Origin of the sequence: Pseudomonas sp. 22189 (assembly GCF_052045635.1) — a bacterium.
In the GTDB taxonomy this organism is placed as follows: domain Bacteria; phylum Pseudomonadota; class Gammaproteobacteria; order Pseudomonadales; family Pseudomonadaceae; genus Aquipseudomonas; species Aquipseudomonas parakoreensis.
This window is the reverse complement of sequence record NZ_JBQEPG010000017.1, coordinates 70,857-93,469: the sequence shown is the minus strand read 5'-3', so window position 1 is coordinate 93,469 and position 22,613 is coordinate 70,857. Positions and strand designations below refer to the sequence as shown.

Sequence of the window (22,613 nt, the reverse complement as noted above, 5' to 3'; positions counted from 1 at the left end):
TTCAAAGGCGGCCGGAGAGATCATCCAGAGCCGCGCGCAAATCCGTGAACTGGAAAGTGAAACCCGCTTCCAGCAAGCGTGCCGGCATGGCGCGTTGGCCACCCAGCAACAGCAAAGACATTTCGCCAAGCCCGACCTTCAGCGCCAGGGCCGGCATCGGCATGAACGCCGGACGGTGCAGCACGCTGCCCAGCGTCTTGGCAAACTCGCGATTGCGCACCGGTTTCGGTGCGCAGGCATTATAAGGACCGCTCGCCTGATCGCGGTGCAGAAGAAAATCAATCAGGGCGATTTGATCATCAATATGAATCCATGGCATCCACTGCCGACCATTGCCCAAAGGCCCGCCCAGCCCAAGCTTGAACGGCAGCAACAGCCGTGACAAAAAGCCGCCCTCGGCTGATAGCACCAGCCCGGTTCGTACCAGCACCACGCGCACGCCCAATGCTTCGGCACGCTGCGCGGTTTCCTCCCAGGCAATGCACAACTGGCTGGCAAAATCGTCGATCACCGGCGGTGAGTCCTCGGTCAGCTCGCGCTCACCGCCGTCACCGTACCAACCGACTGCAGAACCGGAAATCAACAACGCCGGTTTCTGTTGTCGTGTTTCCAGCCACGCCAGCAGGGTTTCGGTCAGGGTGATGCGGCTGCTCCACAACAACGCTTTGCGCCGATGGGTCCATGGCCGATCCGCGATCGGTGCTCCAGCCAGATTGACGATTGCATCCAGTGGCTCGTTGCCGAAGTCTTCGAGACGGGCAATACCACGCACCTGCGCACCGCAGATCTGCGCGACCTTCTCCGGACGCCGACTCCACACCGTCAGTTGATGGCCTTGCCTGGACCAATACTGACAGAGCTGACGTCCGATCAAACCAGTACCGCCGGTCAGCAATATGCGCATGACATCTTCCTCGCGTGGCGTTTTACCCGGATCACTAGTCTATTTTTATAAGCAGGGATCTTTTCTATCGGGCAGGCTCTATTGTTTAACCATAGGCCAAGCTGTCAGAACGAGAACGCTAGAAGTTATACCAAAAAACAAAATTGTACAGGTTTCATTGACGGCGTAGTCTGTACAGAAAGGTAAACGAGGCCCCTATGACTGTACCTATCGCAATCATCGGCACCGGCATCGCCGGACTCTCCGCCGCGCAGGCGCTGACAGAGACCGGACACACCGTCCAGCTCTTCGACAAAAGCCGCGGCAGCGGCGGGCGCATGTCGAGCAAACGCAGCGACGCCGGCTCTCTGGACATGGGCGCGCAATATTTCACCGCCCGCGACCGGCGTTTCGTCACCGAGGTGCAACGCTGGCAAAGCCAGGGCTGGGTCGCCGAATGGCAACCGCAGCTCTACACCTGTCAGGGCGGGCAATTGAATCTGTCGCCGGACGAGCAGACCCGTTGGGTCGGCACGCCGCGCATGAGCGCCATCACCCGCGGCTTGCTCAATGGCCTGGAAGTGCACTTTGCCTGCCGCATCACCGAGGTGTTTCGCGGCGAAGAACATTGGCATCTGCAGGACGCCGAAGGCTTCACCCATGGCCCCTTCAGCCACGTGGTGATCGCCACCCCGGCGCCGCAAGCCACCGCATTGCTGGCCGCCGCACCGAAACTCGCCGGCGCGGCCGCCGGGGTGAAAATGGACCCGACCTGGGCCGTCGCCCTCGCCTTCGATACGCCACTGGACACACCGATCGAAGGTTGCTTTGTGCAGGACAGCCCGCTCGACTGGCTGGCACGCAACCGCAGCAAACCGGGACGTGACACGACGTGCGACACCTGGGTGCTGCACGCCAGCAGCGCCTGGAGCCGGCAACACATCGACCTGCCCAAGGAAGCGGTGATCGAGCAACTGCACGGTGCCTTCGCCGAACTGCTGCACAGCGCCATGCCCGCGCCGACCTTCAGCCTCGCCCACCGCTGGCTCTACGCGCGCCCTGCGACCGGCCACGAATGGGGCACGCTGGCCGACGCCGATCTGGGCCTGTATGCCTGCGGCGACTGGTGCCTGTCGGGGCGCGTCGAGGGGGCCTGGCTCAGCGGCCAGGAAGCTGCACGCCGTTTGCACGAACACCTGCAATGAACCGCATCAATCCGCAAAAGCTGCTGCTCTCGAAGTGGACGGCAGCCCACCCGCAAAACCGTGAAAAGCATTTTCTGGTCACCGAGCTGTTCCGTGATGAGGAAGGTACGGTGCTGGAGATCGAGTTGCAGGCAGTTCTGACGCAGCGCAGCGAAAGGCTTGATTGGCAGCGCCTGAAAATGTCGACTGAATGGCTCCAGGGCTGGAAGTAAACACTACCCCCTGATCCGTCGCCTTCGCGAGCAAGCCCGCTCCCACAGTTGACAGCGTTAAACTGAAAAACTTATACAAATGAGTTGACTTGTACACGCATGAATCTATGCTGAGGAAAAGTTGTACAGAAATAAATACCTGTACAGGAATAGATTCGAGGTGTGCATGTCCGATCTTTCTGCTTTGCGGCCCAAAATCGCCATCAGCGCCTGCCTGATGGGCGCCGAAGTGCGCTACAACGGCGGGCACAAGGAATCGCGGCTGTGCAGCCGCACCCTCGCCGAGCATTTCGAATTCGTCCCGGTTTGTCCTGAAGTCGCGATTGGCCTGGGCATTCCTCGCGAGCCGATCCGCCTGGTCGGGGATCCGGACGCTCCTGAAGCGGTCGGCACCGTCAACCCGCAAATCAATGTCACCGAACCACTGGCAGCCTACGGGCAGAAAATGGCCGGCGAGCTCAATGACATCTGCGGCTATATCTTTATGCAGCAGTCGCCTTCGTGCGGTCTGGAGCGGGTCAAGGTCTATCACGCCAACGGCGCGCCGGTGAACGGCGGTGGCCGTGGCATCTACGCTCAGGCGTTCTGTGCGCAGCACCCTGATCTGCCGGTAGAAGAAGCCGGACGCCTGAACGATCCAGTGCTGCGGGAAAACTTCATCACCCGCGTACTCGCCTACAGCGCCTGGCAACAAGTGCTCAAACAAGGCTTGAGCCGCCGCGCACTGACCGAATTCCACTCGCGCTACAAATACCTGTTGATGGCGCACAACCCTGAGCAATACAAAGCCTTGGGCAAATTGCTGGGCAACATGGCTCAGACCAATCCGGTCGAACTCGGCCCGCGCTATTTCAGCGAGTTGATGAGCGCGTTGAAGAAATGTGCCACCCGCCGCACCCACAGCAACGTCCTGCAGCACATCAGCGGCTATCTGAAACAGGCGATCAGCCCTGAAGACAAACAGGAAATGCAGCATGTGATCGGCCAGTACCGTCACGGCATCGTACCGCTGGTGGTGCCGCTGACCTTGCTCAAGCATCATTTTCGCCAACACCCGGATCCGTACATCGCGCAACAGGTGTACCTGCAGCCGCATCCGGAAAACCTCAGCCTGCGAAACGCCATTTGATGAACGACACACTCGACAGCAGCGCCCGGGAAGACCTCGGTGCGGACTTCAAGAAAGCCCTCGACGAGGGCTGGCTGCCCATCCGCGAAGTGGCGCGGCAGACCGGCGTCAACGCCATTACCCTGCGCGCCTGGGAGCGCCGTTACGGGTTGATCGTGCCGCAGCGCACGCCCAAGGGCCATCGCCTGTATTCCAGCGAACATGTGCAACGCATCCTGACTATTCTGACCTGGCTCAACCGAGGCGTGGCGGTCAGTCAGGTCAAACCGTTGCTCGACGCGCCGCAAGCTTTTACCGAGACGGTGGAGAACGACTGGCAACGACAGCGTCAGTCCTTGCTCGGCGCCGTCATCCAGCTCAATGAGCGCAATCTCGACGACAGCATCAACCAGGCCATGGCCCTGTACCCACCACGCACGCTGTGCGAGCAATTACTCCTGCCGCTGCTGGCCGAACTCGAACAGCGCTGGCAAGGACAGTTCGGTGCGCAGATGGAGCGTGTGTTCTTTTATTCGTGGTTGCGCAGCAAATTCGGCGCGCGCATCTACCATAACAATCGGCAATTGCACGCTGCACCGCTGCTGCTGATCAATCACTCGGACCTGGCGCTGGAACCACACCTGTGGCTCTGCGCGTGGCTGATCAGCAGTGCCGACTGCCCGGTACAAGTGTTCGACTGGCCTCTTCCGGCCGGAGAACTGGCGCTGGCGGTCGATCACCTGCAAGCGCGAGGAGTGCTGCTGTATTCCAGCAAGGCAATGAACCTGGCGCAGCTGCCGAAACTGCTGAACGGCATCAGCGCGGCAAAAATGCTCGTCGGACCAACGGTATGCATCCACCAGACCGAGTTGTCCGTAAGAACCCTTGAGATCGCTGATTTGATCCTGGCCGAAGATTCGCTCTCGGCCCACCAGGTACTCGTTCAGCGTGGGCTGATTTAATGGAAACCGCGATGCAATTGATCTGGCTGCGCAGCGACTTGCGCCAACATGACAACACCGCCCTCGCGGCCGCCGCTGCGCGCGGCCCGACGGTTGCCGTGTATCTGTTGAGCCCGCAGCAATGGCTGGAACATGACGACGCGGCGTGCAAGATCGACTTCTGGTTGCGCAACCTGCGTGAGTTGAGTGCCAGCCTTGGTGCGCTGAATATCCCGTTGCTGCTGCGCACTGCCGACCATTGGGATCAGGCCCCGGCGGTGTTGCTTGAGCTTTGCCGGCAACTGAACGTGGAAACCGTGCACGCCAATGAAGAATACGGCGTCCACGAAAGCCAGCGCGACGCCGCAGTCGCCGCGACCCTGAAGACCAGAGGCATTGCTTTTCACAGCTACCTCGACCAACTGCTGTTCAGGCCCGGCACGGTACTGACCAAAACCGAAACTTACTTTCAGGTGTTCAGCCAGTTCCGCAAGGTTTGCTATGAGCGCCTGCATCGCTCGGTGCCAGCGTTGGTAAAAGCTCCCGGCAAGCAAGCGAAGCTGAATATCGACAGCGATCCTGTTCCGGCCTCAATCAAAGGTTTTGCAGCACCGAGCGAGTCATTGCGCGCCCTTTGGCCGGCCGGCGAGCAGGAAGCCCGACGCCGTCTCGACACCTTCGCCGACGCGCAAATCGACTACTACCAGAGCGAACGCGACTTCCCGGCCAAACCCGGCACCAGTCAACTTTCCGCGTACCTCGCCGCCGGAGTGATTTCGCCACGCCAATGCCTGCATGCGGCCCTGCAAAGCAATCAGGGCGAGTTCGACAGTGGCAAGGTCGGCGCGGTGACCTGGATCAACGAGCTGCTATGGCGCGAGTTCTACAAACACATTCTGGTCGGCTACCCACGGGTTTCGCGCCACCGCGCGTTTCGCCTGGAAACCGAGGCCCTGGCCTGGCGTGATGCGCCGGACGATCTGGCCGCGTGGCAAGAAGCGCGCACCGGTTTGCCGATCATCGATGCGGCCATGCGCCAATTGCTGGAAACCGGCTGGATGCACAACCGCCTTCGGATGGTGGTGGCGATGTTCCTGACCAAAAACCTGTTGATCGACTGGCGTGAGGGCGAGCGCTTTTTCATGCGTCACCTGATCGACGGCGACCTGGCAGCGAACAACGGCGGCTGGCAATGGAGCGCTTCGACCGGCACTGATTCGGCACCGTACTTCCGTATTTTCAACCCGATCAGCCAATCGGAAAAATTCGACAGCGAAGGCCTGTTCATCAAGCACTGGCTGCCTGAACTGGCCGGCCTGAACAAGAAGGAAGTACACAACCCGGCCAGCGCCGGCGGACTGTTCGGCGTGGCGGATTATCCGGCGCCGATCGTCAATCTGGGGGCCTCGCGCGAACGCGCGCTGGCGGCCTTCAAGAACCTGCCGGCGCGTTCGTCCATGGAAGATGCCCATGAGTGAATTCCTGCGCCGCTTCGCCCGTCAGTTCGCCGAGTTGAACAAAGACAACTTGCAACGCCTGAGCGACCTGTACAGCGAGGACATTCACTTCACCGATCCGCTGCATGAAGTGCAGGGGCTCAAGCAACTGCGCAACTACTTCAGCGAGCTCTACGCCAACGTCAGCGAATTGCGCTTCGACTTTCACGGTTTCGACCAGATCGCTGACGGCGAAGGCTACCTGCGCTGGGTCATGAGTTACCGCCACCCACGCCTAGCGGGTGGCCAGTTGATTCGCGTCTCCGGGTGTTCACACCTACTGTGGCGCGACAAGGTTTATCGCCACCGGGATTATTTCGATGCCGGGGCCATGCTGTATGAACATTTACCCGTATTGGGCCGGGTGATCGCCTGGCTGAAAAGGAGAATGGGATGAGTCGTACACCTCCACGGCGGTATTGGCTGACCGGTGCCAGCAGCGGCATCGGCGCAGCGCTGGCCGAAGAGATTCTGAAAAGCGGCGCGCATCTGGCGGTCAGCTCGCGTCAGGTGGCACCGCTCAAAGTGCTGTCGCAACGCTATCCGGGGCAAGTGCTGGTGGTGGCGGGCGATCTGACCAACAGTCAGACCGTGCGCGAAATCGGTCAGCAGATCGAACAGGCCTGGGGTTCACTGGACAGCGTGATTCTCAATGCCGGCACCTGCGAATACGTAGACGCCCGACAGTTCGATGCCTCGATCATCGAACACGTAGTGCGCACCAACCTGCTCGCCAGCAGTTACTGCATCGAAGCCGCCCTGCCGTTGCTGCGCAAAGGCACCGCGCCGCATCTGGTCGGGATGGCCAGCTCCGTGACCTACCTGCCGCTACCCCGGGCCGAAGCCTATGGCGCATCGAAGGCCGGGCTGCGTTACCTGTTTGAATCGCTGCGTATCGACCTGGCGGTCGAGGGCATCGACGTCACGATCATCAGCCCGGGCTTTGTCGAAACGCCACTCACCGCAAAGAACGACTTCCCGATGCCGTTGAGCTGGCCTGTGGATAAAGCCGCGCGGCATATCTTCAGCCATCTCGATAACCGGCCTCTGGAAATCGCTTTTCCGGCACTGTTCATGGCGGCACTGTGGCCCCTGTCGAAACTGCCGGCGCGCCTGCAACTGGCGATCGGCAAGCGCATGGTGCGCAGCAACCCACCGCTGCGAGACCCGATATGAAGATTGCCATTGTCGGCAGCGGAATCGCCGGCCTGACCTGCGCCTACCTGCTCAATCGCCGACACGACGTCACGGTGTTCGAGGCCAGCGACTGGGTGGGCGGCCACACGCACACCGTGCAGGTAACCGTCGACGGCCGCGAATACCACGTAGACACCGGTTTCATCGTGTTCAACGACTGGACCTACCCGAATTTCATTCGTTTGCTCGGCCAGCTCGGGGTGTCGTTCAAACCGACCGAAATGAGCTTTTCGGTGACCGACCCGGATTCCGGTCTGGAATACAACGGCAACAACCTCAACAGCCTCTTCGCCCAGCGCAGCAACCTGCTGTCACCGGGGTTCTGGGGGATGTTGCGCGACATCCTGCGTTTCAATAAAGAAGCCCAGCGCGACCTCGCCGAACAGCGGATCGCCGCCGACACCACCCTCGACGATTACCTCAAGGCTGGCGGTTATGGTGAACGTTTCATCCTGCACTACATCGTGCCGATGGGCTCGGCGATCTGGTCGATGCCGATGGCCGAGATGCTCAATTTTCCGCTGCAATTCTTCGTGCGCTTCTTCAAGAACCATGGCCTGTTGTCAGTCAGTGATCGCCCGCAATGGCAAGTGATCGAGGGCGGCTCAAGTGCCTATCTCGCGCCGCTGACGGCTGCATTCAAGGACAAGATCCGCCTCAGTTGCCCAGTGACCCGTATCGACCGCGACGAGCACGGCGTGGTTATCCACAGCCCGGCCGGCATCGAGCGTTTCGACAAGGTCGTGCTCGCCTGCCACAGCGATCAGGCCCTGCAACTGCTGGGCACGCCGAGCCAGGCGGAACGCTCGATCCTCGGCGCCCTGCCCTATGCCGATAACGAAGTCGTGCTGCATACCGATACCCGCTTGCTGCCCTCGCGCAAGCTGGCGTGGGCCAGCTGGAACTATCGCTTGAGCGGCGCCGGCCATACACACGCGGCCGTCACTTACGACATGAACATCCTGCAGGGTATTCACAGCGAAACCACTTTTTGCGTCAGCCTCAATCAGAGCGCCGGCATCAGCCCGTTCAAAGTGCTGGCCAAATACACTTACGCCCACCCGCAATTCAGCCTCGCGGCGGTCGCGGCGCAGAACCGCTGGGCCGAAATCGACGGTCAGCAGCACACCCACTACTGCGGCGCTTACTGGGCCAACGGTTTTCATGAAGACGGCGTGGTCAGCGCATTGCGCGTGGCCGCCGCGTTCGGGGAAAGCTTATGAACAGCGCCCTGTACAGCGGCTGGATCGGCCATCGACGCTTTGCACCCAGACGCCACGAATTCCGCTACCGGATCGGTCTGCTGTACCTCGATCTGGCCGAACAGGACGCCGTGTTCGAACTGTCGCCGTTTGCCAGCCGCAGCCGTTTTGCGCCGTTTTCGTTTCGCGAGACCGATTACCTGAAAACCTTTACCGGCAGCGGCATGCGCCTGATCGACGCGGTGCGCCAGCAGGTCGCAGGCGCCCTTGGCTATCAGCCGCAAGGTTCGGTCTGCCTGCTGACCCAGCCGCGCAGTTGGGGTCTGGCGTTCAATCCGGTGAGTTTCTTTTATTGTCACGAAGCCGACGGGCAACTGGCGGCGATTCTTTGCGAAGTGACCAACACGCCGTGGCGCGAACGTTATCACTACGTTTTGCCCGCCCGCACGCCGACCCACTTGCAAGACTTTCATCAGCATTTCGCCGTGGCCAAGGCCTTTCATGTTTCGCCGTTCCTGCCGCGCGATCTGGAGTACCGCATGAGTTTCAGCCCGGCCGCGCAAAACCTCGGCGTGCACATGGCCGACTGGCAGGGCGACCTCAAGCTGTTCGACGCCACGCTGAACTTGCAGCGCGAGCCCCTTGATCGCCGCAGCCTGCACCGCTACTTGCGGCGTTTTCCGTGGATGACCGCGAAAACCTGTCTGGCCATTTATTGGCAAGCCCTGCGCCTGTTGCTCAAACGCGCGCCGATTTTTGCTCATCAGGCTGCCGACGGCAGCTTCCAAATCGCCACTGTGCCTCCCAAGGAGCACCGCCATGAAATCCTCTAGCCTGACTGTCAGTCGCTTCAGCACCAACGGCTTGACCGGCTCGCTGCTGCGGCGCGGCGTATTGCGGCAACTGAGCCGACTCAAACACGGGCAGTTGTTGGTGGTCGAGGACGGCGAACGCCTGATGTTCGGTACGCCGGGCAGCCACCTGCTCGGTGAAATCCATGTCCAGGATGCAGCAGTGTGGGGCATGGTCGCCGGCAACGGCTCGATCGGTGCCGGCGAAGCGTTTATCCACGGTTACTGGAGTTCGCCGGACCTGACCGCGGTGGTGCGCGTGTTCGTCAGCAACCTCGACGTACTCGACGCCATGGAACGCGGCCTGGCTCGCCTCAGCCGGCCACTGGTGCAAGGCCTGCACTGGCTCAACCGCAACACGCGCAAGGGCTCGCAGAAAAACATCGCCGCGCACTATGACCTGGGCAACGATCTGTTCGAACAGTTTCTCGACCCGACCATGATGTATTCAGCCGCACAGTTCTTCACGCCCGAGGACAGCCTGGAACAGGCTCAACTGAACAAGCTGGAACGGATCTGCCAGAAGCTCGCGCTCCAACCCGAAGACCACCTGCTGGAGATCGGCACCGGCTGGGGCAGCATGGCGCTCTATGCTGCGCAGCATTACGGTTGCCGCGTCACCACCACGACCCTGTCGAAAGAGCAGTACGCGTTTACCGCCAAGCGCATTGAAGCCCTGGGGTTGCAGGATCGGGTGACGCTGCTGCTCAAGGATTACCGCGACCTCACCGGCGAGTACGACAAACTGGTGTCGATCGAAATGATCGAAGCGGTCGGCCATCGCTTCCTGCCGACCTACTTCAAACAATGCGCGCACTTGCTCAAGAGCAACGGCCTGATGCTGTTGCAGGCAATCACTATCCGCGAGCAGCGCTACGAACAGGCCAAGCGCGGCGTCGACTTCATCCAGCGCTACATCTTCCCCGGCGGCGCCCTGCCCTGCGTGCAAAAGATGCTTGAAGTGGTCAGCCGCGAGACCGACATGAACCTGTTGCACATGGAAGACTTCGGCCTGCACTACGCCCGTACCCTGCGCCTGTGGCACGAAAACTTCCGCCGCGCCCATGGCCGTTTGAGCGAATTGGGTTACGACGATTACTTCCTGCGGCTGTGGGAGTTTTACTTGTGCTACTGCGAAGGCGGGTTTCTGGAGCGCACCATCGGCACGGCGCAATTGCTGCTGGCGAAACCGGCGGCCATGCCGGCGCCGTTGCTCGGGCGCTTCGATGCTTGAGCGAGTGGCCAATGCTGTGCTGTTTCAGGTCGGCTGGCTGGCCTGTGTCATCGGCGGCAACAGTCTGTGGCTGCTGCTGGCGCTGGCGGTGCTGGTGATTCACCTGGGCTGGATCAGCAGTTGGGCGGCGGAAGGTCGCCTGATCCTCAGCGTGGTGATTGTCGGCACGGCGGTAGACAGCCTGTTGCGGGCTGCCGGGGTGTTCGAATTCCAGGATCTGTCGCCGCTGATTCCGCTGTGGCTGATGCTGCTCTGGGCCTTGCTCGCCACCACGTTGCGTCATTGCCTGCAATGGAGCGCCCGTCCCTGGTGGCTGGCCAGCGCACTCGGTGCAGTGGGCGGCGCCGTATCCTATTACGGCGGCGGACATCTGGCCGGCGTGCGATTCCCCTACGGTGAAGTGCCGACCCTGATCGGCATCGGCCTGCTGTGGGCCCTGCTGTTTCCGTTGTTGCATGCCATGGCGCGGCGCTTGAGCCACTGAGCGTCTGTCAGACCTTTCACACGATACCCGGCGGCTGCCTTACACTGCCCGGCATGAAAACCATTCCCCACCAGCAAATCACCGAGCCAGCGGTCACCTGTTCGACCTGCGCAGCGTGCTGCTGCCAGCTTGAAGTGATGCTGATCACCGACACCGGCGTGCCTGAGCGCTTTATCGATACCGATGAGTGGGGCGGTGAAGTCATGCTGCGTCTGGACGACGGTTGGTGCGCGGCGCTGGATCGCGACAGCATGATGTGCACGATTTACGAAAGACGTCCGCTGATCTGTCGCGAGTTCGAGATGGGTGCACCGGAGTGCATTGAAGAACGCAAAGGCATTGCCACGGCCTACCGTTGATTAGATGCAAAAAGATCGCAGCCTGCGGCAGCTCCTACAGGNTGGGTTTTCCTGTAGGAGCTGCCGCAGGCTGCGATCTTTTGATCTTGCTTACAGCGGCATCGTGTAATGCAGCGCGTAACTTTCTACACCGTCGTTGCTGCTGGCCAGGCCGGCGTTGGAATAGTGCGTCGCTCGGATCCCGACTTCATGCCCGCCATTGAAGCGCAGGCCAAAACCGATGCGGTCTTCGAACTGGAAAGAGCCGCCGATGTTGTTGCTTTCATATTTGGTGTTGGAGAACGCTGCGACACCAATGCCCGCTTCAACATACGGCTTGACCGACTGACCGGCAAACTCGTAAACGAACACCGGCGAGAACGACAGGCTGTTGTTGCTGGAAGTCTTGTCACCCTCCCAATACGTGTAGGCACCGCTCCAGTAACCGGTCAGGCGACCGACGTCACTTTGCAGCCAGCTCTTGTCCCAATCGAAATTCATGCCCAGGCGATACGTCATTGTCGAATCGCTGGTCGCACCCACTGCAAACTCAACGCCTGCCGCTTGTGCGGTAATACTTTGCCCCATCAGTGCAGCCGCAATCGCGGCCAAGCAGAATAGTCGCTTCACTTTGAAACTTCCTTTTCCGGAACGATCGTTTGGTTTTTTAGTAAACCCAGCGGTATAGAAATCAGCGCTTGAGCAGAAGTTCAGCTGACTTTTTAGATATTTCACATTTTTTTTACAAGGTGAATTTTTCGACGTCGCCGGCTGCCTGGCCCAACAGGGGCAGGATTTTGCGAAAGGACGCCGGATCGGCGCTGGTCCAGAATCTGACTGGTTGGTTCGGTCCGTTGGCGAGCAACTCACGCTCGGCCAACAGCCGCTGCAACTGGCGGGCAACGGCGGCACCGGTGTCGATCAGGCTGATGCTTTCGGGGAGCATCGACTTGAGCATCGGTTTGAGAAACGGGTAGTGGGTGCAGCCGAGGATGATCGTGTCGCAACCATTGGCCAGCAGCGGCTCGACATAGTGCTGGAGCAATGCGCGCAGCTCGGCGCTGTGCAGATCGCCGCTTTCAATCAGCTCGACCAGGCCGGGGCACGGCTGGGTGATGACGCGCACGTCGGTGGCGAAACGATCGAGCAACGCGGCGAACTTGGCGCTCTGCAACGTGCCGGTGGTGGCAAGTACGCCAACCACACCGCTACGGGTCGCGGCAGCAGCAGGTTTGACCGCAGGCTCCATGCCGACAATCGGCCACTCGGGGAAATCCCGGCGCAGATCGGCAACAGCGGCCACCGTCGCGGTGTTGCAGGCAATCACCAGGGCCTTGGCACCCTGCTCGCGGAAAAAACCGGCCATCACCTTGCAGCGCTGGCGGATGAACTCAGGGGATTTCTCGCCGTAGGGAATGTGCCCGCAATCAGCGAAGTACAGCAGTGACTCATGGGGCAGCAACCCCTGAATCTCGGCCAGTACCGACAAGCCGCCGACACCGGAATCGAACACCGCGATCGGTGCCTCACGCATCGTGCGATCCGCAGACGCTGCAGCCCGGATCGCGCTTGACCCGCAGCTCACGAAAGCGCGAACCCAAGGCATCGATCAGCAGCAAGCGGCCTACCAGTGGTTCGCCGAAACCGACCAGCACTTTCAAGGCTTCTAGCGCCTGAAGACTGCCGACCAGGCCCACCAGTGGCCCGACCACACCGGCCTCGCTGCACGTCAGTTCGGCTTCGCTGCCATGCCCGTACAGGCAGTGGTAGCACGGACTTTCCGGGCGACGCGGGTCGAACACCGCCAACTGCCCTTCCAGACGAATCGCCGCGCCGCTGACCAGCGGCTTGCGCGCGGCCACGCACGCGGCGTTGACTGCTTCGCGGGTGGAGAAGTTATCAGAGCAGTCGAGCACCAGATCCACCGCGGACACGGCGGCGGCCAGGGAATCCTCGTCCAGTGCCTGACGATGAGGCACCAGTTGAATCTCGGGATTTATCGCGCTCAGGCGCTTGAGCGCCGAGTCGACCTTGCTCATGCCGACGCTGTCGGTGTCATGAATGATCTGGCGCTGCAGGTTGGTCAGGTCGACCGTGTCGAAATCCGCCAAATGCAACTCACCGACACCGGCCGCTGCCAGATACAGCGCGACCGGCGCACCGAGGCCGCCGAGGCCGACGATCAGCACGCGGCTGTCTTTGAGCTTCAGTTGCCCATCGATGTCGATGTGTTGCAGCAGAATCTGCCGGCTGTAGCGCAGCAATTCCTGATCATTCAGCACGGCAGGCGCCCCAGGCTGATCCGTTGATGGCCGCCCAGATCGGTGCGGCTGTGGACTTGTTCAAAACCGCGAGTGAGCAGCAGATCACGCACGGCTTCGGCTTGATCATAGCCGTGTTCGAGCATCAGCCAGCCGCCGGCTTCCAGATGATCCGGGGCCTGGGCGACGATCAGGCGCAGATCGTCGAGCCCGTCCACACCGGCGACCAGCGCACTGGCCGGTTCGAAGCGCACGTCGCCCTCGACCAGATGCGGGTCGGCAGCGGCGATGTAGGGCGGGTTGCTGATGATCAGATCGAAGCGCTGGCCTTGGAGGGCGCTGAACCAGTGGCTGCTCAGCACCGTGGCGTTGTTCAGGCTCAGGCGCTGGCGGTTGCGTTCGGCCAGGGCCACGGCTTCCAGCACGCGATCCACCGCCGTGACTTGCCACGCCGGGCGTTCGCTGGCCAGGGCCAAGGCAATCGCGCCGCTGCCGGTGCCCAGATCAAGCACTTTCGCCGGCGTTGCCGCCAGCAACTCCAGCGCGGCTTCGACCAGCAGTTCGGTGTCCGGGCGCGGAATCAGCGTGTGCGGCGCGACTTCCAGATCGAGTTTCCAGAAACCCTGCTGACCGAGGATGTAGGCCACCGGCTCGCCACTTCGACGCCGTTGCAGGTACTCGGTAAAAATCAGCACCGCTTCGCTGGGTACGATGCGCTCAGGCCAGGTGTGCAGGAAGCTTCGCGATTTGCCCAGTGCCGCTGACAGGAGCAATTCGGCATCCAGGCGCGCCGTTGGCGAATCCGGCAGTTCGGCGGCACGCAGCAGACTGGCAATGATGGTCATTTATTCACCTATCGCTGCAAGCTGGTCGGCCTGGTATTCGGCCAGCAAAGGCTCGATCACCGCTTCAACGCCACCGGCGAGGATTTCATCCAGGGAGTACAGGGTCAGGTTGACGCGATGGTCGGTGACCCGGCCCTGAGCAAAGTTGTAAGTACGAATACGCTCGGAACGGTCGCCGGAACCGACCAGCAGCTTACGCTCGCTGGCAATCGCATTGGCCGCTGCGGCGGTCTGCTGGTCGTTGAGCTTGGCCGACAGCCAGGCCATCGCCCGCGCGCGGTTCTTGTGCTGGGAACGTTCTTCCTGGCACTCGACGACGGTGCCGGTCGGTATGTGCGTGATGCGGATCGCCGAGTCGGTGGTGTTGACGTGCTGACCACCGGCCCCGGAGGAGCGGTAAGTGTCGACACGCAGATCCGCCGGGTTGATCTCGATGGCTTCCCGCTCGTCCGGCTCGGGCAACACCGCCACGGTGCAGGCCGAGGTGTGGATACGGCCCTGGGATTCGGTGGCGGGTACACGCTGTACGCGGTGCGCGCCGGACTCGAATTTCAGCTTGCCGTAAACGTTGTCGCCTTCAATGCGGGCGATGACTTCTTTATAGCCACCATGCTCGCCTTCGTTTTCCGAAAGGATCTCCACGCGCCAGCCACGCCGTTCGGCGTAACGCGAGTACATGCGAAACAGATCGCCGGAGAAGATCGCCGCTTCGTCGCCACCGGTACCGGCGCGGATTTCGAGAAAGACGTTACGCCCGTCATTGGGATCCTTGGGCAGCAACATGCGCTGCAGATCATCTTCCAGTCTGATCAGCAATTCCTTGGCTTCGCGGACTTCTTCCACGGCCATTTCACGCATGTCCGGGTCGCTGTCCTTGAGCAGCGCCTGGGCGCCTTCAAGATCACTTTGTACGCCGAGCAGCTTTTTATAGCCTTGTACCACCGACTCGAGTTCGGCGTACTCCTTGGAATAAGCGCGGAATTTGGCCTGGTCGGCAATGACTTCGCCGTCGCCGAGCAGCGCGGTCAGTTCCTCGAAACGGTCCTGGAGGGTGTCCAGCTTGTTGAGCAGTGACGCTTTCATTGCGGTTTTTTATCCGAAAAACTATCCGGTGAGCCCTCGAGGGCGAAGAGTTCCTGGGCCATGGCCAGCGCATCGAGGCGGCCTTCGGCAGAAAGCTTTTTCAACTGCACGCTGGGCGCATGCAGCAGTTTATTGGTCAGGCCACGGGCCAGTTGCCCGAGCACGTCTTCGGCGTTGCCGCCGTTGGCCAGCAGGCGCAGGGCTTTTTGCAGCTCCTCGTCGCGCAGACGTTCACTCTGTTGCCGATAGGCCTTGAGCACATCGACGGCCGCCAGCTCGCGCAGGCGCACCATGAAATCGTCGGCGCCGACCGAGACCATCTCTTCCGCCGCCTGGGCTGCGCCCTGCCGACTCTTGAGGTTCTCGGCAACCACTTCGTGCAGATCGTCGACGCTGTACAGGTAAACGTCGTCGAGTTCGCCGACTTCCGGCTCGATGTCGCGGGGTACGGCGATGTCGACCATGAAGATCGGCTTGTGCTTGCGCTGCTTCAGCGCGCTTTCGACGGCGCCTTTACCGAGGATCGGCAACTGGCTGGCGGTCGAACTGATCACGATATCGCTGCGCACCAGTTCTGCCGGAATGTCCGATAGCAGCACCGCATGCGCGCCGAACTGCTCGGCCAGCAGGCTGGCACGTTCCAGCGTACGGTTGGCGACCACGATGCGCTTGACCCCCAGCTCGTGCAAATGGCGGGCGACCAGCGTGATGGTCTCGCCGGCGCCGATCAACAGAGCCTGGCTGCGCTGCAAGTCACTGAAAATCTGTTTGGCCAGGCTGACGGCGGCAAACGCCACGGACACCGGGTTTTCACCGATGGCGGTGTCGGTACGCACTTGCTTGGCGGCGTTGAACGTCGCTTGAAACAGTCGCCCCAGCAGCGGGCCGATGGTGCCCGCCTCACGTGCCACGGCGTAGGCCGATTTCATCTGGCCGAGGATCTGCGGTTCGCCCAGCACCAGCGAGTCGAGCCCGGAGGCGACGCGCATCATGTGACGAACTGCCGCATCATCTTCATGCACATAAGCACTCGCGCGCAGCTCATCGAGGCTTAAATGGTGATAATCGGCCAGCCAGCGCAGAACCAGATCAGCGGAAATCTGATCCTGTTCTATATAAAGCTCACTGCGATTGCAGGTGGAGAGGATCGCAGCTTCGCGGCTGTCGGTGAGTCGGCAGAGCTGCTGCAAGGCCTCCACCAGCTGCTCAGGGGTAAAGGCCACGCGCTCGCGGACGTCTACTGAAGCAGTCTTGTGGTTAATACCGAGTGCAAGGAAGGCCATTCAAGGTCGCTGATGGTGACGTGAAGCCGGCAATTGTCCTACTTCGTCAGATTCAGAACAACTACCGCTGACTATTGTCCCAATTGTCGGCCACTATAAAGGCCACATTCGAGACTCGGTTATGTTTGACCGAAGGCTTGTGTCATGATGATCCGACCGCAGGTTAGTCGTCCTTCTCCTATATGAATAGATCTTCCGCGTTGCTCCTTGCTTTTGTCTTCCTCAGCGGCTGCCAGGCCATGGCACCCGTTTCGCCGGACGGTACCCCGCCGGTCGAAGACACCACGCCCGCGCCTGAAAAACCCAAGGTTTACAGCTCGTTCAGCGAGGAAACCGTCTTCAGCCTGCTGAGCGCCGAACTCGCCGGCCAGCGCAATCGTTTCGACATTGCCCTGGACAACTACGTGACCCAGGCGATCAATACCCAGGATCCGGGGGTTTCCGAGCGCGCGTTCCGCATCGCCGAATACCTCGGTGCCGACCAGCCTGCGCTGGATACCGCACTGATCTGGGCAAAAAACGCCCCGGACGACCTCGAAGCGCAGCGCGCCGCTGCCGTGCAGCTGGCCCGCGCCGGGCGTTACGACGACTCCATGGTCTACATGGAAAAAGTTCTGCAAGGCAAGGGCGACACTCATTTCGACTTCCTCGCACTGTCGGCGGCCGATACCGATCAGGAAACCCGCAACGGTCTGATGAAAAGTTTCGACCGTCTGCTGCAACGCCACCCGAAGAACGGTCAGCTGATTTTCGGCAAGGCCCTGTTGCTGCAACAGGACGGCGACAATAAAGCCGCCCTGAGCCTGCTCGAAGACAATCCGCCGGAAGAAGGCGAGATTGCTCCGATCCTGTTGCGCGCGCGCCTGCTGCAAACCCTGAATCGTGGCGACGAAGCCCTGCCACTGCTGCGCAAAAGCATCAAGAAATACCCGGACGACAAGCGCCTGCGCCTGACGTATGCGCGCACCCTGGTCGAACAGGACCGGATGGACGACGCCAAAGTCGAGTTCTCCACCCTGGTTCAGCAATACCCCGAAGACGATGAACTGCGTTACTCGCTGGCATTGGTCTGCCTGGAAGCCAAGGCCTGGGACGAGGCCAAGGGCTACCTGGAAGACCTGATTGCCCGGGAAAGCCACGTCGATTCGGCGCACCTGAACCTCGGCCGCATTGCTGAAGAGCGCAACGATCCACAGGGCGCACTGATCGAATACGCCCAGGTCGGCCCGGGCAATGACTATCTGCCGGCGCAACTGCGTCAGGCCGACATCCTCATGAACAACGGCAAGACCGCCGAAGCCCAGAGCAAACTGGCGGCCGAGCGCGATGCCCAGCCGGATTACGCGATCCAGCTGTATCTGATCGAATCCGAAACCCTGTCGGCCAACAAACAGGACGACAAGGCCTGGAAAACGCTGGATAAAGCCTTGCAGCAATACCCGGACGATCTGAATCTGCTCTACACCCGCGCCATGCTCGCGGAAAAACGCGATGACTTGGCGCAGATGGAAAAAGACCTGCGCCTGATCATCAAGCGCGACCCGGACAACGCCATGGCGCTCAATGCGCTGGGCTACACCCTGTCCGATCGCACCACCCGCTACGCTGAAGCCAAGGCCCTGATCGAACAGGCGCACCAGATCAATCCGGAAGACCCGGCGGTACTCGACAGCCTCGGCTGGGTGAATTTCCGCATGGGCAATCTGGACGACGCCGAGAAGTATCTGCGTCAGGCGCTCGAGCGCTTCCCGGACCACGAAGTCGCCGCGCACCTGGGCGAAGTCCTGTGGGTCAAGGGCAATCAGCGCGAAGCCAAACAAGTCTGGGGCAAATTCCTCAAGGATCAGCCCGACAGCACCATCCTGCGCAGCACCATCAAGCGCCTGACCGGATCCGAGACTCTTTAACTCATGTTTTTGCGCCACGTTATTGTTTTCAGCTTCATCGCCCTGCTCGCCGGTTGCGCGGGCTTCGGTGCCCGCGAGTCGGTCGAGGGCCACGGCAGTCCGGCTCAGTGGGCCGCAAACAAACAACAGCTGACCGGCCTCGACGGCTGGCAGATCGACGGCAAGATCGGCATCCGCGCACCGAAAGATTCCGGTAGCGGCACGCTGTTCTGGCTGCAACGCCAGGACTATTACGACATTCGTCTGTCCGGCCCGCTGGGTCGTGGCGCGGCGCGTCTGACCGGGCGTCCGGGCAAGGTCTCGCTGGAAGTCGCCAATCAGGGCCGCTATGACGCCGAGTCACCGGAAGCGCTGCTCGAAGAGCAACTGGGCTGGAAGTTGCCCGTGTCGAATCTGGCCTGGTGGGTTCGTGGCCTGCCGGCACCCAGCAGCAAAAGCCGTCTGACCCTGGATAACGACAGTCGCCTGGCCAATCTGGAACAGGACGGCTGGAAGGTCGAGTACCTCAGCTACGCCGAGCAGAATGGTTACTGGCTGCCCGAGCGGATCAAACTGCATGGCACCGATCTGGACGTGACGCTGGTGATCAAAACCTGGCAACCGCGTAAATTGGGGCAATAATCCATGACTGCTCCACGTCTGACGCTGCCGTCGCCGGCCAAGCTCAATCTGATGCTGCACATTCTCGGGCGCCGTGCAGACGGTTATCACGAACTGCAGACGCTGTTTCAGTTTGTCGATTACGGCGACGAAATCACCTTCGCCGTGCGCGATGACGGCGTGATTCAGCTGCACACCGAATTCGCTGGCGTGCCCCACGACAGCAACCTGATCGTGCGCGCGGCGAAAATGCTTCAGCAACAGTCCGGCTGCACATTGGGCATCGACATCTGGATCGACAAGGTGCTGCCCATGGGCGGCGGCATCGGCGGCGGCAGCTCGAACGCGGCCACTACCCTGCTCGGTCTCAATCACCTGTGGCAACTGGGCTGGGATGAAGATCGCCTCGCAGCACTGGGCCTTTCGCTCGGCGCTGACGTGCCGGTTTTCGTTCGTGGTCACGCGGCATTTGCCGAAGGCGTGGGCGAAAAACTGACCCCGGTCGACCCCGAAGAACCGTGGTATCTGGTGCTCGTGCCGCAAGTCTCTGTAAGTACGGCAGAAATTTTTTCCGATCCTTTGTTGACACGTAACACGCCGCCCATTAAAGTGCGCCCCGTTCCCGAGGGAAACAGTCGAAATGACTGCTTGCCGGTGGTTGCAAGGCGTTATCCAGAGGTACGTAACGCATTGGATTTGTTAGGTAAATTTACCGAAGCAAAACTCACCGGAACTGGAAGTTGTGTGTTTGGGGGCTTCCCAAGCAAAGCTGAAGCTGATAAAGTCTCGGCCCTTCTTACAGAGACCCTTACAGGGTTTGTAGCAAAAGGAAGCAACGTTTCGATGTTGCATCGCAAGCTGCAAAGTCTGCTCTAAAAGGAATCAAGTGCCAGGCACTTGAAGCAACAGATACAGGGGCGTCGCCAAGCGGTAAGGCAGCAGGTTTTGATCCTGCCATGCGTTGGTTCGAATCCAGCCGCCCCTGCCATTTTCTATACTCATCCAGGTTACCCTCAGCCTCTAGGTACTGCGCGTGTCCAAGATGATGGTCTTTACGGGGAACGCTAACCCCGATCTGGCTCGGCGTGTTGTACGTCAGCTGCATATCCCTCTCGGTGACATCTCTGTCGGCAAGTTTTCCGACGGCGAAATTACTGCCGAGATCAATGAAAACGTTCGCGGTAAAGACGTTTTCATTATTCAGCCGACTTGCGCCCCGACCAACGATAACCTGATGGAACTGGTAGTGATGGCTGATGCCTTCCGCCGCTCCTCGGCTACTCGTATCACTGCTGTTATTCCTTATTTTGGTTATGCCCGTCAGGATCGCCGTCCGCGTTCCGCACGTGTGGCTATCAGCGCGAAAGTCGTTGCTGACATGCTTACCGTAGTCGGCATCGACCGTGTGCTCACGGTTGATCTGCATGCTGACCAGATTCAGGGCTTCTTCGATATTCCGGTAGATAACATCTACGGTTCCCCGGTTCTGGTGGATGATATTGAAGATCAGCGCTTCGAAAACCTGATGATCGTGTCCCCGGACATTGGTGGCGTCGTGCGTGCACGTGCCGTTGCCAAATCCCTGGGCGTGGATCTCGGGATCATCGACAAACGCCGTGAGAAAGCCAATCACTCTGAAGTGATGCATATCATCGGTGATGTCGAAGGGCGTACCTGCATTCTGGTCGATGACATGGTCGATACCGCCGGCACTCTGTGCCACGCGGCCAAGGCCTTGAAAGAGCATGGCGCAGCCAAGGTCTTTGCCTACTGCACACACCCTGTGCTGTCGGGTCGGGCCATCGAGAATATCGAAAATTCCGTGCTGGACGAGCTGGTGGTGACTAACACCATCCCGCTGTCCGCTGCAGCACAAGCCTGTGCACGTATCCGTCAACTGGATATCGCACCGGTTGTTGCCGAAGCGGTTCGCCGCATCAGCAATGAAGAATCGATCAGCGCGATGTTCCGTTAAGGGCCCTGCCCTTCTCGAAATGTCTCGTTGACGAAAAGCGCCCCGCCCCGGCATACCTGTCGGGGCGGGGCTTTTTTGCCCATACCGTGTTTGGCGCTGGTCGCAAACGCCGCTCGGTCATGGCTATTTTGGAGATACAAAATGAACGATTTTACTCTGAATGCTGAAGTGCGTTCCGACCTGGGGAAAGGTGCGAGCCGCCGCCTGCGTCGTCTCGCCGCTCTGGTTCCAGCTGTTGTTTACGGTGGCGACAAAGCCCCTGAATCCATCAGCATGCTGGCCAAAGAAGTTGCCAAACTGCTCGAAAACGAAGCGGCTTACAGCCACATCATCGAGCTGAACGTTGGTGGCAAGAAACAAAACGTCGTGATCAAGGCACTGCAACGTCACCCGGCCAAAGGCCACGTGATGCACGCTGACTTCGTACGCGTTGTCGCTGGCCAGAAACTGACCGCTATCGTTCCTGTGCACTTCATCAACGAAGCTGCTCCAGTGAAGAAAGGCGGCGAAATCTCGCACGTTGTTGCCGAGATCGAAGTTTCCTGCCTGCCAAAAGACCTGCCTGAGTTCATCGAAGTCGACCTGGCTAACGCTGAAATCGGCACCATCGTTCACCTGTCGGACCTCAAAGCTCCTAAAGGTGTCGAGTTCGTTGCTCTGGCACACGGCGATGACAAGGCAGTAGCCAACGTCCACGCTCCACGTGTTGCTCCAGAAGCTACCGAAGAAGGCGCAGCAGAGTAATTTCACTCTGTTCGTCGGAGTGAGTGAAACATCGCGGACTGGAACGTAGCGAGAAAGCGGGCGGGAACGCGGAGTTTACATTCATGGTAAATGAGCAATTTTCGTCCACTTTCGCCGCCTTCACTGATCGCGGCGATGTCAACCACCACTCCAAGGAAGGGCCCCTATCGTGACTGCCATCAAACTGATCGTTGGCCTGGGAAATCCAGGCGCTGAATACGAACAGACCCGGCATAACGCAGGGGCCCTTTTTGTTGAGCGCATCGCTGCCGCACAAGGTGTGAACCTTGTGGCCGATCGCAAATATTTCGGCCTGACCGGGCGCTACTCGTATCAGGGTCAGGATGTTCGTCTGCTGATTCCCACCACCTACATGAACCGCAGCGGCCAGGCCGTGGCGGCACTCGCCGGTTTCTTCCGCATCAAGCCTGAAGAAATCCTGGTGGCGCACGACGAACTCGACCTGCCTCCTGGCGTCGCCAAGCTCAAGCAGGGCGGCGGCCATGGCGGTCACAACGGGTTGCGCGACATCATCGCGCAACTGGGCAATCAGAATACGTTCTACCGCCTGCGGCTTGGCATCGGCCACCCGGGCGTCGCCAGTATGGTTTCAAATTTCGTCCTGGGTCGTGCGCCACGCGCCGAACAGGAAAAACTCGATGCCAGCATCGACTTTGCCCTCGGCGTGCTGCCGGATATCCTCGCCGGTGAATGGAACCGCGCGATGAAAAACCTGCACAGCCAGAAGGCCTGACTCTAATCCG

General features: G+C 60.3%; 25 protein-coding genes and 1 tRNA gene. 19 read left to right on the top strand and 7 right to left on the bottom strand.

What is annotated here, in order from left to right; genetic code table 11:
* Position 1 precedes the first annotated feature (1 nt).
* On the bottom strand, positions 2 to 904 hold the full coding sequence (locus tag ACTJKS_RS19035) for a TIGR01777 family oxidoreductase (protein ID WP_086791607.1): 903 nt from the start codon (positions 902 to 904) through the stop codon (positions 2 to 4).
* Positions 905 to 1,101: 197 nt separating this feature from the next.
* On the opposite strand from ACTJKS_RS19035, the gene ACTJKS_RS19030 reads away from it, so the two are divergent.
* The 12 genes from ACTJKS_RS19030 to ACTJKS_RS18975 all read left to right on the top strand — a co-directional run bounded on the left by ACTJKS_RS19030 (position 1,102) and on the right by ACTJKS_RS18975 (position 11,172).
* Complete coding sequence (locus ACTJKS_RS19030; protein WP_041072440.1) at positions 1,102 to 2,088, top strand: NAD(P)/FAD-dependent oxidoreductase; 987 nt, start codon at positions 1,102 to 1,104, stop codon at positions 2,086 to 2,088.
* Positions 2,085 to 2,300, top strand: coding sequence for a TIGR02450 family Trp-rich protein (locus tag ACTJKS_RS19025; protein WP_108183771.1), 216 nt, complete (start codon positions 2,085 to 2,087; stop codon positions 2,298 to 2,300). Before ACTJKS_RS19030 ends, ACTJKS_RS19025 begins: the two co-directional genes overlap by 4 nt.
* A 166-nt stretch (positions 2,301 to 2,466) precedes the next feature.
* Complete coding sequence (locus ACTJKS_RS19020; protein WP_262949122.1) at positions 2,467 to 3,429, top strand: YbgA family protein; 963 nt, start codon at positions 2,467 to 2,469, stop codon at positions 3,427 to 3,429.
* Positions 3,429 to 4,370, top strand: coding sequence for a MerR family transcriptional regulator (locus ACTJKS_RS19015; RefSeq protein WP_041072446.1), 942 nt, complete (start codon positions 3,429 to 3,431; stop codon positions 4,368 to 4,370). Before ACTJKS_RS19020 ends, ACTJKS_RS19015 begins: the two co-directional genes overlap by 1 nt.
* Before the next feature lie 11 nt (positions 4,371 to 4,381).
* The gene (gene phrB, locus ACTJKS_RS19010; protein WP_198758712.1) at positions 4,382 to 5,827 is read left to right on the top strand and encodes a deoxyribodipyrimidine photo-lyase; all 1,446 of its coding nucleotides are present in this window, start codon (positions 4,382 to 4,384) and stop codon (positions 5,825 to 5,827) included.
* The gene (locus ACTJKS_RS19005) at positions 5,820 to 6,242 is read left to right on the top strand and encodes a nuclear transport factor 2 family protein (protein WP_041072450.1); all 423 of its coding nucleotides are present in this window, start codon (positions 5,820 to 5,822) and stop codon (positions 6,240 to 6,242) included. Before phrB ends, ACTJKS_RS19005 begins: the two co-directional genes overlap by 8 nt.
* Positions 6,239 to 7,021: an SDR family NAD(P)-dependent oxidoreductase gene (locus ACTJKS_RS19000; RefSeq protein ID WP_108183774.1), complete on the top strand. Its 783-nt coding sequence runs from the start codon at positions 6,239 to 6,241 to the stop codon at positions 7,019 to 7,021. The genes ACTJKS_RS19005 and ACTJKS_RS19000 overlap by 4 nt, the downstream gene beginning before the upstream one ends.
* Positions 7,018 to 8,265 (top strand): NAD(P)/FAD-dependent oxidoreductase, encoded by a 1,248-nt coding sequence (locus tag ACTJKS_RS18995; protein ID WP_198758713.1) that lies wholly within the window; start codon positions 7,018 to 7,020, stop codon positions 8,263 to 8,265. The genes ACTJKS_RS19000 and ACTJKS_RS18995 overlap by 4 nt, the downstream gene beginning before the upstream one ends.
* Positions 8,262 to 9,077: a DUF1365 domain-containing protein gene (locus tag ACTJKS_RS18990; RefSeq protein WP_262949123.1), complete on the top strand. Its 816-nt coding sequence runs from the start codon at positions 8,262 to 8,264 to the stop codon at positions 9,075 to 9,077. Before ACTJKS_RS18995 ends, ACTJKS_RS18990 begins: the two co-directional genes overlap by 4 nt.
* On the top strand, positions 9,064 to 10,329 hold the full coding sequence (locus ACTJKS_RS18985) for an SAM-dependent methyltransferase (protein ID WP_262949124.1): 1,266 nt from the start codon (positions 9,064 to 9,066) through the stop codon (positions 10,327 to 10,329). The genes ACTJKS_RS18990 and ACTJKS_RS18985 overlap by 14 nt, the downstream gene beginning before the upstream one ends.
* On the top strand, positions 10,322 to 10,813 hold the full coding sequence (locus ACTJKS_RS18980; RefSeq protein ID WP_086791601.1) for a DUF2878 domain-containing protein: 492 nt from the start codon (positions 10,322 to 10,324) through the stop codon (positions 10,811 to 10,813). Before ACTJKS_RS18985 ends, ACTJKS_RS18980 begins: the two co-directional genes overlap by 8 nt.
* A gap of 53 nt (positions 10,814 to 10,866) precedes the next feature.
* Positions 10,867 to 11,172 carry a YkgJ family cysteine cluster protein gene (locus ACTJKS_RS18975; protein ID WP_041072462.1) on the top strand — a complete coding sequence of 102 codons (306 nt, stop codon included), beginning with the start codon at positions 10,867 to 10,869 and terminating at the stop codon, positions 11,170 to 11,172.
* A 90-nt stretch (positions 11,173 to 11,262) separates the two neighbouring features.
* Here ACTJKS_RS18975 and ACTJKS_RS18970 read toward each other — a convergent pair whose 3' ends face one another.
* From ACTJKS_RS18970 to hemA, 6 genes are all read right to left on the bottom strand, one after another.
* Positions 11,263 to 11,781, bottom strand: a complete 519-nt coding sequence (locus ACTJKS_RS18970) for an acyloxyacyl hydrolase (protein WP_027612230.1) — start codon at positions 11,779 to 11,781, stop codon at positions 11,263 to 11,265.
* A gap of 112 nt (positions 11,782 to 11,893) precedes the next feature.
* Entirely contained in the window at positions 11,894 to 12,685 is a 792-nt protein-coding gene (murI, locus tag ACTJKS_RS18965; RefSeq protein WP_262949125.1) for a glutamate racemase, read from the bottom strand.
* On the bottom strand, positions 12,678 to 13,433 hold the full coding sequence (locus tag ACTJKS_RS18960) for a molybdopterin-synthase adenylyltransferase MoeB (protein WP_262949126.1): 756 nt from the start codon (positions 13,431 to 13,433) through the stop codon (positions 12,678 to 12,680). Before ACTJKS_RS18960 ends, murI begins: the two co-directional genes overlap by 8 nt.
* Positions 13,427 to 14,257, bottom strand: coding sequence for a peptide chain release factor N(5)-glutamine methyltransferase (gene prmC / locus ACTJKS_RS18955; protein WP_262949127.1), 831 nt, complete (start codon positions 14,255 to 14,257; stop codon positions 13,427 to 13,429). The genes ACTJKS_RS18960 and prmC overlap by 7 nt, the downstream gene beginning before the upstream one ends.
* Entirely contained in the window at positions 14,258 to 15,340 is a 1,083-nt protein-coding gene (gene prfA, locus ACTJKS_RS18950) for a peptide chain release factor 1 (protein WP_262949128.1), read from the bottom strand.
* On the bottom strand, positions 15,337 to 16,623 hold the full coding sequence (gene hemA / locus ACTJKS_RS18945) for a glutamyl-tRNA reductase (RefSeq protein WP_007967653.1): 1,287 nt from the start codon (positions 16,621 to 16,623) through the stop codon (positions 15,337 to 15,339). The genes prfA and hemA overlap by 4 nt, the downstream gene beginning before the upstream one ends.
* Positions 16,624 to 16,805: 182 nt before the next feature.
* Between hemA and ACTJKS_RS18940 the strand changes: the two genes are divergently transcribed.
* The 7 genes from ACTJKS_RS18940 (at position 16,806) to pth (ending at position 22,603) form a co-directional block, all read left to right on the top strand.
* Positions 16,806 to 18,530, top strand: a complete 1,725-nt coding sequence (locus ACTJKS_RS18940) for a tetratricopeptide repeat protein (protein ID WP_262949129.1) — start codon at positions 16,806 to 16,808, stop codon at positions 18,528 to 18,530.
* 3 nt (positions 18,531 to 18,533) lie between these two features.
* On the top strand, positions 18,534 to 19,151 hold the full coding sequence (gene lolB / locus ACTJKS_RS18935; protein WP_041072477.1) for a lipoprotein insertase outer membrane protein LolB: 618 nt from the start codon (positions 18,534 to 18,536) through the stop codon (positions 19,149 to 19,151).
* 3 nt (positions 19,152 to 19,154) lie between these two features.
* Positions 19,155 to 20,006 carry a 4-(cytidine 5'-diphospho)-2-C-methyl-D-erythritol kinase gene (gene ispE / locus ACTJKS_RS18930; protein ID WP_003228157.1) on the top strand — a complete coding sequence of 284 codons (852 nt, stop codon included), beginning with the start codon at positions 19,155 to 19,157 and terminating at the stop codon, positions 20,004 to 20,006.
* A gap of 37 nt (positions 20,007 to 20,043) precedes the next feature.
* Positions 20,044 to 20,118, top strand: a tRNA-Gln gene (locus tag ACTJKS_RS18925).
* A 45-nt stretch (positions 20,119 to 20,163) separates the two neighbouring features.
* A complete protein-coding gene (locus tag ACTJKS_RS18920; protein WP_003171603.1) occupies positions 20,164 to 21,105 on the top strand; it encodes a ribose-phosphate pyrophosphokinase in 942 nt (313 codons plus the stop codon).
* A 141-nt stretch (positions 21,106 to 21,246) separates the two neighbouring features.
* Positions 21,247 to 21,849, top strand: a complete 603-nt coding sequence (locus ACTJKS_RS18915; protein ID WP_007967646.1) for a 50S ribosomal protein L25/general stress protein Ctc — start codon at positions 21,247 to 21,249, stop codon at positions 21,847 to 21,849.
* Positions 21,850 to 22,018: 169 nt separating this feature from the next.
* Positions 22,019 to 22,603, top strand: coding sequence for an aminoacyl-tRNA hydrolase (pth, locus tag ACTJKS_RS18910; RefSeq protein WP_108183779.1), 585 nt, complete (start codon positions 22,019 to 22,021; stop codon positions 22,601 to 22,603).
* Positions 22,604 to 22,613 lie beyond the last annotated feature (10 nt).